Raw genomic sequence first — 12,421 nt, 5'->3', positions numbered from 1 at the left:
ACTGGCCCGGATCAGAGCGAAGTGTTCGATCAAGTAACGTTTGGGCGCCGATCATCGGGTGGTCAGGCGTTTTGCGCAATGACCTGTCGATAAACCGCCAGCGTCTTTTCGCAACACGCACCCCAAGAGTAGTCGCGGGCGCGAAGGTACCCGCGGTCCACCCGTTGTTGTGCGGCCACAGGGTCGGCGATCGTCGCAGTCATGGCTTGCGCGATTGCGGCTTCGTCCAGCGGATCCACCAGCAGCGCCGCGTCGCCGGCGACTTCCGGCAGCGACGTGGAATTGGACGTGATCACCGGGCAGCGCGCGGCGAAAGCCTCGACCACCGGAAGACCGAAGCCTTCGTAGAGCGAGGGGAATACCACTGCGGTCGCACTCTGCAGCAACGCGAGCACATCGGCCTGTGGCAGGTAATCCAGCCACCTGCCTTCACCGCGTGCTTCGAGGGCGCGTAGCGCCGGCAGCAGATCGTCGGCACCCCAGCCGTTGCGGCCGACCACGATCAGCGGATGCTCCCTGCGAACGTCGGCCGGCAGCGACTGATGTGCCAGTAGCACGCGCATCAGGTTCTTGCGGGGCTGCAGGGTGCCGATACAGAGGAAGAAGCCCCTGGCTACGCCGCATTTTGCCAGCGCCTCGAGTCGGTGCTCCTCGCCAATGCGCTCGAAGTAGATGGGATCGACGCCCAGCGGGGTGACCGAGATATCGTCGGCGGCGATACCCAAATGGTTGATCAGGTCGCGCTTGCTGTACTCGGAGATGGTGATGATGTGGTCGGCGCTGCGAACGGTTCTACCGAACAGCCAGTTCTTCGCCTGGCGCAGATTGGGCGAGGCCCACTCGGGGTGGAGCATCGGGATCAGGTCCATGACGTTGGCCACGACCGGAACGCCCTTCAGTTGCGGGATGTGGTGGTCGGTGGCGTGGAACAGGTCCACTTGGCTGCGGACCTTGGCCGACACGCTTCGCGATGGGCCGAGTAGGGCGGCGCGCAGAGCATAGGCGGAAAAGTGCCCCGACACCGGCTGCGGAATGCCGCACTCCAAGACCGGTAACTCGCGGCCAAAAGCGAATGGCGTGACGCTGAAATCCGCCTGCGCGGCTTGGCTGCGTTGGTGCAGGCTGCGCCATAGCGCCTGGGTATACACACCGATTCCGTCCAGATGGCCAGCCTTGGCCCCCTTGGCCCATACCGAAGTGCCGAGTCCGATTCGCATGAACTGTCCCAATTTCGTCAATCTGCGCGGGCAACTGCCAGCATATCTTCCAGGGTGTGCCGAAGATCCGCCTTCGGAGCGAAGCCGGTGGCCGCGAACAAGCGCCGATTGTCGCCGCGCAGGGTCGGAATTTCATTGGCGCGGACGAATGCCGGATTGACCGCGACAGTGATGCGGTAGCCAGCGATGTCTTCCATCAGCCCGATGATTTCCCGTAGCGAAGTCGCACGGTTGGTGCAGATGTTGACAGGCTCGCCAGCGACCTCGGTGTCGAGCAGGCGTACGTAGGCCTCCACGACATCGCGCACGTCGGAGAAGTCGCGGCTGACATCGAGGTTGCCCAGCTCGATGGATGCTTCGTTGCGGGCAAAGTGGCCGACGATCTTGGGAATGAGGAAGCGTTCGTCCTGCCCCGGGCCCGTGTAATTGAACGGGCGAGCGATGACGATTGGCAGGCGGTCGGCCCAGGTCGCGACCATGTGCTCCATCGCCAGTTTGCTGCAAGCGTAATGGTTCACCGGTGCGGGGCAGATATCCTCGCTGATCAGCTCCACGCCCGGCGTGCCATAGATGTTGGCGCTACTGGCGATCAGAATTCGTTGCGGTGCCTTCTTCTGCTCGCCGAGAGCGGCGAGCAGGTTCAGGGTGCCAAAGACGTTCACACGGTAGAACGCCTCCTGGTCGGCATGGCCCACGAAGGCCAGCGCCGCCAGGTGCACCACCCAGTCTGGCTGGGCTTTTTCAACGGCGGCCTGGACGGCCGCGGCGTCGGTCAGGTCGCATGCCAGGGTTTCATCCGCATTGGTGATCTCGCTACCGAAGCCAACGACCTTGAAGCCTCGTTTCTTCAATGCATCGATCATGTAGCGCCCGGTGAAACCCGAGGCGCCGGTTACCAAAGCTGTTGGCATGCAATGTCCCCTTAGAACGAGAAGCCTTGTTCGTTACGGCGTAGATCCGCTTCGACCATCATCCGGCACAGCTGTTCAAGGGTAGTGGTAGGTTCCCAGCCCAGCTCGCGCTTGGCTTTCTCGGGGTTGCCGATCAGCAGGTCGACTTCGGCGGGACGGTAGAACTTGGGATTGATCGCCACCAGCACTTTGCCGCTGGAGTCCAGGCCCTGCTCGGCTTCGTCCGAGCCTTTCCAGGTCAGTTCGATGTCAGCGGCCTTGAACGCCATGCTGACGAAGTCGCGCACGGTCTCGGTGCGGTTGGTGGCCAGCACGTAGGTGTCAGGCTTGTCGGCCTGCAGCATGCGCCACATGCCTTCCACGTACTCCTTGGCGAAGCCCCAGTCGCGCTTGGCGTCGAGGTTGCCGAGTTCGAGTCGGTCCAGCTTGCCGAGTTTGATCTTGGCGACGCTGTCGGTGATCTTGCGGGTCACGAACTCACGGCCACGCAGCGGCGACTCGTGGTTGAAGAGGATGCCGCTGCTGCCGAAGATGTCATAGGACTCGCGATAGTTCACGGTCATCCAGTGGGCGTACAGCTTGGCGACACCGTAGGGGCTGCGCGGGTAGAACGGGGTGTCTTCGACCTGCGGAATGGCCTGCACCTTGCCAAACATCTCGGAGGTCGACGCCTGATAGAAGCGGACCTTCGGGTTGACGATGCGGATGGCTTCCAGCAGGTTCACAGCGCCGATGCCGGTAATCTCGGCGGTGGTCAGCGGCTGCTCGAACGAGACGCCCACGAAGCTCTGCGCGGCCAGGTTGTACACCTCGGTGGCTTCGGTGGTTTGCAGCAGACGGATGCTCGCGGAGAGGTCGGTCAGGTCGTACTCGACGAGATGCAGGTTGGGGTGCCTGTCGACGCCCAGTTCCTCGATGCGCCAGAAGTTCACGGAGCTGGTGCGGCGGTAGGTGCCGAAAACGGTGTAGCCCTTCTCCAGCAGCAGTTGAGCGAGATAGGCGCCATCCTGGCCTGTGATTCCAGTAACAATCGCTTTCATGGTGTTCCTTCTAGTCCTTGGCAAGGATCGCAAAGTTGGCGGTCGCGGGTTCGTGCCCGCAGACCTGATTAGTCATGTTACAACCGCAATGACGCGTGAGCGCCGACCGCGAGTCGGTTGCTGCAAATACTCGCGCGTCAGTGGCTCAATGTCTGCTGCGTGCCCGGCATGGCCGATGCCAATGCCGACGCTGCATTCAGAATCTCCGCTGCGGTAGTGCCCCACGGTTTGGCTCGATAATCGGTCGCAATCAACTGCTCGCGACGCGTGATCTCGTTCGGATTGGAGAAGTAAAAACTCAAGCGGTCTGCCCAGGCCGGGATATCCCAGGGGTCGACATAGTCAACCAGGTTACCGCCCACTTCGGGAATCGACGCGGCACTGGACGCCACGCAGAACTTTCCGTAGGCAAGGCTCTCCGCTACTGGAAGCCCCCAACCTTCGTAAAGAGACGGATACACGGTGAAGAGGGCGTGCTCATAGAGCGCAGCCAACTCTGCATCGTTTACATGGCCGCGTATTTCGATCAGGTCCTGCGTGCGCGGATCCAGCTTCAGATCGGTCAACAGACCGTCTACACCCCAGCCATGCATTCCAACGAAGATCAGTTTCGGGAGGTTCTTTTCACCTCGATCCAGCAGGCGTGTGTAAGCCCGATAGAGCGCTTCATGGTTCTTGCGCCGCTCGATCGTAGAGACATACAGGATGTACGGAGAGCCCACGAGATCGGCGGATTGGTCCTGTGCGGCGTGCAGTTCCGAACCATGATTGATCACGACAGTCTTGGGAATGGGCGTGCCGAGGATGTCCAGCATGCCCAGCAAATCTCTTTCCGAGCATTGAGACACGCAAACGATCTTGTCGGCATTCCAGGCCACGTCGGCGAAATAGCGCGAGAACATGGCAGACACGCTCTCCACGCACAGATGCGGCAGTTTCAGCGGAATCACGTCGTGGCAGCACAGGAGGATCTTGAGATCCAGCTTGCGCTTGAGCGCATGCAGGTAGCTCAGATCCTTGTCATCCCAATCCAGTCCCAGCGATATATAGACATCCGACCGGCCGAAGGGCGGTGTGCTGCGTTGGCTATCGTCGTACGCGGCTTGCGGGGCAGCAGCAGGCAGGGGCCTGATCAGTTGCTTGATGCCACTCTTGATATGTCGCAGCCCCTGCAGCAGTTCCCGGAAGTGGTGCCGGCGATTATGGAGGATCTGGTAGAGGCGCGTGCGGTGTCGTTCGGGTAGCCAGCCAAGGAGGGTCTTCAACTGCTGCTTGAGGCGTTCCTCGAGCGACGGACGCTGTGCCGCAGGTGCATGCACGGCAACTGGCGCGGCATGGGGCGCAGGTTTTCCAAGGTTATCGAGGCAGGACTGGGCCTGGGGATGGGAAACTTCTCGATAACCCAGCACGCGATCGAAGGCGCAGAAGCGCACAGCGTGCGTAGTCTGCGTAAGCGCGTGGCGGACGCATTCGGCCTCGACGCGCACGATCCCGACAGCGGGCCGCTTCCACGCGAGTAGCGTCGTGATATCAATCCAGATAGTAGTCATTGATGCGGCTCAGGAGCAGTCAGCGACGAAGCGCATGGCTCGGTCGATGGAGCGGATGGGCTTGCCAGTTCACGTGCTTTGTCGAAGATCGAGCGGGCAGTGTCAGCCCAGGTCGGTGCGACGTAACGCGAGGCAATGGCCAGTTCCTTGGCTGCAAGATCTTGCGGATTGCACGCGTAAAAGCGGATGCGCTCGGCCCACGATGGAACGCTGAGGGGATCGAGATACTCGACGAACTCGCCGCCGACCTCGGGCAGCGACGCGGCGTCGGAGGACAGGCAGAATTTTCCGTGGGCCAGGCTTTCTGCCACCGGAAGACCCCATCCCTCATAAAGAGAGGGGTAGACCGTGAACAGCGCATTGCGGTACAGGCCGTTCAATTCGTCATCGGTGACATTGGTTCGCATCTCTATGTAGCCTTTGATGCGCTCGTCCAGACGCAAATCATTGAGCAGCTCTTGGATTCCCCAGCCACTCATGCCGACGAACACCAGGCGCGGCAGATCGGTCACGCCGGCGTCCAGAAGGCGCGTGTAGGCGCGATAGAGCACTTCGTGGTTCTTTCGCCGCTCGATGGTGGAAACGAACAGGACGTAAGGGACGTCGATGTCTGGCAGTTTCTGTGCCGGGCGCGGCAGGTCGGAGCCCAGGGTGATCACGGAAGTCTCGGGTACCGGTGTTCCCAGTGTGTCCAGCACTTCCAGAAGGTCTTTTTCCGAACAGCGGGAAATGCACACGACCTTGTCGGCAGCCCAGGCAAGGTTGGAAAAGTAGTTCGAGAAGAAGGGTGCGACATCGCCGGCGCATAGTTGCGGAGCTTTGACCGGGATGACGTCATAGCAACACAGCAATACCTTGAGGCCCATCTTGCGCTTGAGCTGCCGCAGCTGAGGAAGATCCTTGTCGTTCCAGTCCAGTCCAAGGGAAACATACGTATCGCCTGCCGTGAACGGCGGAGCCGCGCGCACTGGCGCAGAGACCGGAACGGCCGCAACCTGAGGCTCAGGTTGACGGCGGGGCCGATAGGCGCTGCGAGCCAGTGCCACCGTTGTGTGCTTGATCAGGCGCAGACCGTGAATGAGCTCGAGCGCGCCTTTCTTGCGGGCAATCGCCCAGTGCAGCACTCGCGATGAGTAGCGCGTCGGCAATCGGCCCACCAGCCAGAAGACCGCCTGCTTCAACCGGGCATCCAACGGAGTCCTGGCCGGCGCGTTGGGCGCGACACTGCCAGGTTCCTGCGGCTTGCTGTGCTGCACGCCGTCGATACGCGCCAGCGCCGCACTCAGGCTCGCCGCTGAGACTTCGAAAAAGCCACTGTCGCGGTTGAACGCACAGAAGCGGATGGGCAGGTCCCCTGCGTTGCCCGCGAGTGCGGTCTTGGCGCACTCAGCTTCCACGCGGACGACGCCGACTGCGGGGCGTTGCCAGGACAGGGTGGTGGTGACATCAAGCCAGACAGTACTCATGCGACGCAGCTCTTGTTCAGCAGTTTTTCCGCTTCTCTGGGAATGTTGGCCAGAGTCTCCGACCACAGAAGGGCTTTTCTCGTGTCACTGCCAGCGTCGGCCGTATTGCCCTGATCCTCACTCAACAGTGATCTCATGAATTGCTGGAAGTCTCGCGGGTTGCGGGCAACGTTGATCTGCGGCAGGTCCAGATAGTCTTCAAATCCCCGGAAAGCCGTCTCCGAGCCAATAACGTGCTTGCCGGAATAGATCGCTTCGGCGGTCTTGATGTTTGAGCCGCCCCCGTGGGGTATGGGCAGCAGGAATGCATGTGCCAGAGACTTGACCGCTGCGAGGTCTTCGTCCGACAGGACGTACAGCAGTTGCATTCTCGACAGGTTCAATGAGTGCCAGCGCGTCTTGGCCAGTTCACGGTACAGGTGCTCGCAGACGCTGCCCGCAACGACCAGGCGGCTGTCGGGCGGAATGCAGCCCAGAGTGTCGCCCACGCAGGAGACGAAGCCCGTGAAGTTTGGTGGGTGGGCGCTGGCCACATAGAGAATCCAGGGCGCGTCGGGCAGCTTCTCCTTCCAAGTGGAAAGATTCTCTTGGGTGGCTTGCCAATGAGAAATACCGTTGGCCGCGAGCATTGCGTTTTCAGCTCCCCAGGACCGAATGATCGCCAGGTCGCTGTTGGTGACAGCCAAGGCAATATCTGCTTCCCGAGCCGCCGCCTGTTCAAGTTCGAGAATCTCCTGGAGAGCGTCATCGGCACCCACGATGCCGTAGCTCTGGAAAATGTCTCGCTTGAGGGGCTCTTCGATGTTCTGCGATCCATAGATCAACAGGCAGTTGCTGTACTGCGCAAGTGCGCGGATCTTTTTTGCCAGGGGCCAGAGCCAGGGCTGCTCGACGTGAATGACGTCGATGCGCTCGGGCAGCTTGCTGCGAATGTGCGCAAACCCGCCATCTTCGGCGCAGGCAAACGCGCCGGAGAGCAAATCCGTGATCATCGGAATCGCTCGATCACCTTTGTAGAAGCGATACGGCGAATCGAAGTTGAACGGCACATCGTTCGGGCTGAGCAGCTCGGGGCCATGGCTTTCGGATTCGTACACCGCCAGGCTTACCAGGTTCCACCCGGCATCACGATAGGCTGTGGCGATACTGTCCAGACGGATCTGGCCACCGTGGCGAGGTACCTTGAAGGGGTATGTACTGAGGAGAAGTGCTGTCTTCTTCATGAAATGGATTTCACCTTCAATGGCGCTGGCCGAGCAAGTTCGTAATAGCGCGTAAGGGGCGCGTGATTCGCCAGGATCTTGAGTGGATCACTGCGTGTAACTGGTCAGAAAGGGTCTGGCGCTGAGTGTCCAGTACCGTGCGCTCTGACTGGCTGCTCTTGAGTTCAGCGCGGGTGTGCGCCAACTGCGCATTCAAGATCTCGATGCGTTCGTTGAGCAAACCAGCTTCGCCGCGCATCTGATCGATGCCCTGACTCAGGCTGAGCACTTCTTCCTGGGTGCGGTCGGCTCGTTCCTGCTCCGCGACAAGTTCGTAGCGGACGAAGTTGTCGAATACATTCGGCGGGTACTTGAAGGCCGCTTTGAGCTCCGGATGGTTGTCTGCGACGTAGAAGCGATTGAGGCCGTCGGCATAGACGAACTGGTACCCGGCGCTCAGAACCAATGGCTCCCAGTCGGCATGGGACTCGATCTGGCTCATGGGGAATGTCGCTTCGACTACCAGTAACCAAGGGCGAAAGCGATCCCAGTCGTTACCCCGAATGACGTTCTCTTCCAGGCCTTCCACGTCGATCTTCAGGAAGTGGATATCTCGCTGCGGGGCGTGCTCTTCCAGTATCTCGGCGAGTGTCCGGACGCGGACCTTGACGGGCTCCACTTTCCAGCCAACGTCCGCATGATGCTCGGCGACTTCCTGATCCATCGACGTCAGGCCGGTGCTGGGAATGATGAAAATATCCTGTTCACCGGCGGTGTCGGACACCGCGTCGGTCACCAGAATGTCGCGCGGCCGGTTGACCTGGTAAGGCAGCGCGAATGCCGGATTTGGCTCGATGTTGATACCTGACCAGCCCGCCATGTAGAAGGCTTTGGTTACGGAATCGTGATCCGGTGAGAACGCGCCGACATCTACGTAGAAGCCGTTTTCGACATGTTTGAGTGCACGCCACAACATGACATCTTCATAGTTCTGCGCGAAGGAAACGAACTTCATACCTGGGAAATCTCGATTCTTGGGTCCAGCCAGGAGCAGCCGGCGAAAGGCTCTTTATTGATGTTGACGATATTGAATACCAAGGCCAGATCGCGCCATTCATAGTTGTTGACCAGATGCGTATCGGTGCTCACTAACGCTGTCTGGACCGAATAGCTGCCTTGCCCGAGATTGGCCGGGAAACTTATATCGAACTGGTAGGTGGTGCCCACCTCGGGATGTTCGATGACTTGCTTCTTCAGGTCGGTATTGGTCCCGTACATGACCTGGCCGAGACGGTCCTTGATGCCGTAACCCAGGACCAGACGCTCCACTTGGCGGTGGACCTTCGCCTGAACGCGCAAAGTGACGACCTGGCCGACATCCACGAACTCAATGCGGTTGCCTTGCTGGTCGAGGAGCTCGATGCCCTCCACCGACGCCTCGCCGGTACCCGAGATCGTCTGGACTCTGCCGTCCTCGGTGAGATCCTGGCGAAGCTGCTGGTTCTGGCGGTCGGCAAGCATGGCATTGTAGTAATCCATGACCGATTCCGGATCACCCTCGAGTGCAATGGAGCCCTTGTTCAACAGAATGGCTCGGTCACAGATGCTCTGGATTGCCTGCTTGTCGTGAGATACCAGCAGCAGCGTCGTTCCGGATTTACGGAATTCACGAATCCGCTCGAAACTCTTGTGCTGGAAATAGGCGTCTCCCACGGACAACGCCTCATCCACGATGAGGATGTCGGGGCGGATGGCGGTTGCGACGGCGAATGCGAGTCGCACCTGCATGCCGCTGGAATACACGCGCACGGGCTGATCGACGTATTCGCCAATTTCGGCGAAATCCTCGATGGAGGGCATCAGCTCGCTGATCTGCTCATTGCTCAGGCCGAGTAACTGGCCCGCCATGTAGACGTTCTGACGTCCCGTGAACTCCGGATGGAATCCCATGCCCAACTCGAGCATCGCTGCTACCCGGCCAGTCATGCGGACTTCGCCAGTGGTGCAGTGTGCCGTGCCGGTGATGAGCTTGAGCAGCGTACTCTTGCCGGCACCGTTGATGCCGATGATGCCGACGGCCTCGCCCGGGTTAACGCTGAAATTGATGTCCTGAAGAATCCATTTCAGCGTGTGATGTGGTCGCGAGGTGGGAGAAAGCCATTCCTTGAGGCGGTCGAAGCGCGAGTGGTACTGCTTGTACGCCTTGCCCAGGCCCTTGACTTGGATACTGCCCATTACAGCTCGTCCACCATGTCTGCGGAATGTTTACGGAACAGGTACAGCCCGAGCATGAGTGTGACGACGCTGATGGCTACTACGGGCCAGAGGGTGTGCCACTCAGGCCATTGGTGCTGGACCAGAACTGCCTGGTAGGCGATCACGATATCCGCCATCGGATTCATCAGCATGTATTCGTGGGCCCACGACGGGATGATCGCTAGTGGATAGACGATCGGTGTGAACCAGAACCAGAACTGCAGAAAAATCCCCATGAACTGGCCCACATCACGGAAGAACACGTTCAGCACACCCAGGACCATCCCCAGTCCCAGAGCGAACGCTGTCTGCAGGATCAGCAGCGGGAGCACGGCAATGAATACCGTGCCAGGGAAGCTGTTCGTCACGACCAGGAACAGCAGGAAAATCGAAAAGATGATGGCGAAGTTGAGCAAAGCGGATAACGAGATGATGACCGGCAGGCATATCCTCGGAAAGCTCAGCTTTTTCAGCATGTTGGCGTTTTCGATGAACACGCCCTGCGCCCGGCCGATCATCTCCGCGAAGAGGCCCCACGTGAGGCTGCCCGCGCACAGGTAGATGCTGTATGCATACGCATTGTCGACGCCGGGAAGCTTGGCGCGCATGATCTGCGAGAAGACCAGCGTATAGATCAGGATCATCGCCAAGGGCTGCAGAATCAGCCATAGCGCGCCAAGCATGCTGCGGCGGTAACGGGACTGGAATTCGCGCTTGATGCTTCCCAGAACGAAACCGCGGTACTGATAGATGGCTTTCAGGTTCGAGAACATTGGTATACCAGAAGCTCTACTCATAAATGCGCCCCGCAGGATTGTTCCGGCGGGGCGAGTCTATGCGTGGAGAGGGTGAAACGTTAATCACCGACGGTCATAACGTCGCTGATTCATGTGCGACCGTAGTTGTCTTCGAAGCGCACGATATCATCCTCACCCAGATAATCACCGCTCTGCACCTCGATGAGGACCAGATCGATGACGCCCGGGTTCTCCAGGCGGTGCCTGTGGCCGGCTGGAATGAAGGTCGATTCGTTGCTGTTGAGCATCATGCAGGTTTCACCGTTGACGACCCGTGCCATGCCGGTCACGACGATCCAGTGCTCGCTGCGGTGATGGTGCATCTGTAGCGAAAGCGAAGCGCCCGGCTTGACCACGATGCGCTTGATCTTGAAGCGATGTCCTTCTTCCAGGGTGGTATAGGTACCCCAGGGACGGTGCACGGTGCGATGCAGCAGATGTGCGCTGTGCCCCTTCTTCTTCAGTTGGGCGACGATCTGTTTGACGTCCTGGGTGTGCTCTTTATGAGCAATCAGCAGGGCATCCGGGGTGTCGACGACGATCAGGTTCTGCACGCCAACCAGCGCTGCCAGCCGTTCAGGACTGTGCACATAGTTGTTGTGGGCGCCGTGGGAGAGCACCTCGCCTTCGCAGCGGTTCCCGTTAGCATCTTCTGCGGTCAGTTCGCTCAAGGCGTTCCACGAGCCGATGTCGCTCCAGCCGAGATTGCACGGCACGGTAGCAACCTTGGAGGAGCGCTCCATCAAGGCATAGTCGATGGAAATGTCGGGTACCTGGGCAAACACGTCGGCATCCAGGGACAGGCAGCGATGCGCAGCCGCTTCGGTGAGACGCGACTGGGCGATGGTCCGGGCAACGGCTTCATGGACTTCGGGTGCCAGGACCTTCATTTCTTCGATCAGGGTGCCTACGCGGAAGCAGAACATCCCCGAGTTCCAGAAGTAGTTGCCGGCGGCCAGGTATTCCTGCGCCTTTTCCAGGCTTGGCTTCTCGACGAAACGCTTGACCTTCAGTCCGCCATCCAGCGGTTGGGTGTCGCTTTCTATGTAGCCGAAGCCGGTTTCGGGGTACTGCGGCTGGATGCCGAAGGTGACCAGCCAGCCCGCGGCGGCCAGCTTGGCAGCGTTGCTGACCGCTTCGGCGAATGCATCGGTGTGCTGGATCAGGTGGTCGGCCGGAAGTACCAGCATCAGGGCGTCGGCCCCGTGAGCCTGTTCGAGTTGCAGTGCGGCCGAAAGGACGGCGGCGGCGGTGTTTCGGCCGAAGGGCTCCAGGACGTAGCTCAAGCAGCCGGGCTTGGCTTTCAGGGCGCGGTACTCATCCTCGGTCTTGAAGAACAGTTCACGGTTGGTGACTGTCATTACTTCGGAGATGTCACCCAGGGCGAGCGCACGCAGCAAGGTCTTCTGCAGCAGGTTCTGCCCATCGGGAAGGGGCATGAACGGCTTGGGGTGGGCCTCACGGGAAACGGGCCACAACCGGCTTCCTGCGCCGCCACAAATGATCACTGGGATCAACATCAATCAAAGGTCCTTTGCAAGTTTCGTCCTACACAGCCACGCAGAGAGAATCCGGACCTTGGAAAAGGGCGGGTTAGCCAGCGCGTGCGAAAATTACCTTATGAGCGGCTTGCCGCATAGTATCTGGGGAATAGAAATCGGGCCCACACACATCATCTGGGTTTCGACTTTCTGACAGTAGATTCGTTCACTCGAGCTGACAACCGGCGTAAGACCGGTATAAGAAATCAGCGTTACTGCAAAGCGAAGGGAAGTCAATTTCAGCCGTCGGATGGAGCAACGGTGCTGGAGCTGACTTTTGAGGGAGCAGACACACAAAGGCCCGCTGCGAGGCGGGCCTTTGTGTTGGAGTCTGATGGTGCCGGCACCAGGAGTCGAACCCGGGACCTACTGATTACAAGTCAGTTGCTCTACCAGCTGAGCTATACCGGCAAGGAGGGTGGCCATTATAGCGACGCCGCT

The 12,421-nt window shown here is 59.7% G+C and carries 10 protein-coding genes and 1 tRNA gene; all 11 read right to left on the bottom strand.

Annotated features, from left to right (window positions below):
* Positions 1–62: 62 nt before the first annotated feature.
* Positions 63–1,217, bottom strand: coding sequence for a glycosyltransferase family 1 protein (locus JVX91_RS03230; RefSeq protein ID WP_205338006.1), 1,155 nt, complete (start codon positions 1,215–1,217; stop codon positions 63–65).
* A gap of 17 nt (positions 1,218–1,234) precedes the next feature.
* Positions 1,235–2,128: a GDP-mannose 4,6-dehydratase gene (locus tag JVX91_RS03225; protein ID WP_205338005.1), complete on the bottom strand. Its 894-nt coding sequence runs from the start codon at positions 2,126–2,128 to the stop codon at positions 1,235–1,237.
* A gap of 11 nt (positions 2,129–2,139) precedes the next feature.
* Complete coding sequence (gene gmd, locus JVX91_RS03220; RefSeq protein WP_205338004.1) at positions 2,140–3,168, bottom strand: GDP-mannose 4,6-dehydratase; 1,029 nt, start codon at positions 3,166–3,168, stop codon at positions 2,140–2,142.
* A 137-nt stretch (positions 3,169–3,305) separates the two neighbouring features.
* A complete protein-coding gene (locus JVX91_RS03215) occupies positions 3,306–4,718 on the bottom strand; it encodes a glycosyltransferase family 1 protein (protein ID WP_205338003.1) in 1,413 nt (470 codons plus the stop codon).
* A complete protein-coding gene (locus JVX91_RS03210; protein ID WP_205338002.1) occupies positions 4,715–6,184 on the bottom strand; it encodes a glycosyltransferase family 1 protein in 1,470 nt (489 codons plus the stop codon). The genes JVX91_RS03215 and JVX91_RS03210 overlap by 4 nt, the downstream gene beginning before the upstream one ends.
* A complete protein-coding gene (locus tag JVX91_RS03205; RefSeq protein ID WP_205338001.1) occupies positions 6,181–7,407 on the bottom strand; it encodes a hypothetical protein in 1,227 nt (408 codons plus the stop codon). Before JVX91_RS03205 ends, JVX91_RS03210 begins: the two co-directional genes overlap by 4 nt.
* Positions 7,408–7,423: 16 nt before the next feature.
* Positions 7,424–8,401, bottom strand: coding sequence for an FkbM family methyltransferase (locus tag JVX91_RS03200; protein WP_205338000.1), 978 nt, complete (start codon positions 8,399–8,401; stop codon positions 7,424–7,426).
* Positions 8,398–9,621: an ABC transporter ATP-binding protein gene (locus JVX91_RS03195; RefSeq protein WP_205337999.1), complete on the bottom strand. Its 1,224-nt coding sequence runs from the start codon at positions 9,619–9,621 to the stop codon at positions 8,398–8,400. Before JVX91_RS03195 ends, JVX91_RS03200 begins: the two co-directional genes overlap by 4 nt.
* Entirely contained in the window at positions 9,621–10,415 is a 795-nt protein-coding gene (locus JVX91_RS03190; protein WP_205337998.1) for an ABC transporter permease, read from the bottom strand. Before JVX91_RS03190 ends, JVX91_RS03195 begins: the two co-directional genes overlap by 1 nt.
* A 113-nt stretch (positions 10,416–10,528) precedes the next feature.
* The gene (locus tag JVX91_RS03185; RefSeq protein WP_205337997.1) at positions 10,529–11,962 is read right to left on the bottom strand and encodes a mannose-1-phosphate guanylyltransferase/mannose-6-phosphate isomerase; all 1,434 of its coding nucleotides are present in this window, start codon (positions 11,960–11,962) and stop codon (positions 10,529–10,531) included.
* A gap of 353 nt (positions 11,963–12,315) precedes the next feature.
* A tRNA-Thr gene (locus JVX91_RS03180) sits at positions 12,316–12,391 on the bottom strand.
* Positions 12,392–12,421: the final 30 nt, after the last annotated feature.

Origin of the sequence: Pseudomonas sp. PDNC002 (assembly GCF_016919445.1) — a bacterium.
GTDB lineage: Bacteria > Pseudomonadota > Gammaproteobacteria > Pseudomonadales > Pseudomonadaceae > Pseudomonas.
Note: the sequence above shows the minus strand (reverse complement) of the source record. Positions and strands in the feature narration are given on the sequence as shown.

Excerpts from the sequence above, each read along its gene's own strand:
- JVX91_RS03210 (WP_205338002.1), bottom strand. The coding sequence starts at position 6,184 with ATGAGTACTGTCTGGCTTGATGTCACCACCACCCTGTCCTGGCAACGC.
- JVX91_RS03225 (WP_205338005.1), bottom strand. The coding sequence starts at position 2,128 with ATGCCAACAGCTTTGGTAACCGGCGCCTCGGGTTTCACCGGGCGCTAC.
- JVX91_RS03215 (WP_205338003.1), bottom strand. The coding sequence starts at position 4,718 with ATGACTACTATCTGGATTGATATCACGACGCTACTCGCGTGGAAGCGG.
- gmd (WP_205338004.1), bottom strand. The coding sequence starts at position 3,168 with ATGAAAGCGATTGTTACTGGAATCACAGGCCAGGATGGCGCCTATCTC.
- JVX91_RS03195 (WP_205337999.1), bottom strand. The coding sequence starts at position 9,621 with ATGGGCAGTATCCAAGTCAAGGGCCTGGGCAAGGCGTACAAGCAGTAC.
- JVX91_RS03190 (WP_205337998.1), bottom strand. The coding sequence starts at position 10,415 with ATGTTCTCGAACCTGAAAGCCATCTATCAGTACCGCGGTTTCGTTCTG.
- JVX91_RS03205 (WP_205338001.1), bottom strand. The coding sequence starts at position 7,407 with ATGAAGAAGACAGCACTTCTCCTCAGTACATACCCCTTCAAGGTACCT.
- JVX91_RS03200 (WP_205338000.1), bottom strand. The coding sequence starts at position 8,401 with ATGAAGTTCGTTTCCTTCGCGCAGAACTATGAAGATGTCATGTTGTGG.
- JVX91_RS03230 (WP_205338006.1), bottom strand. The coding sequence starts at position 1,217 with ATGCGAATCGGACTCGGCACTTCGGTATGGGCCAAGGGGGCCAAGGCT.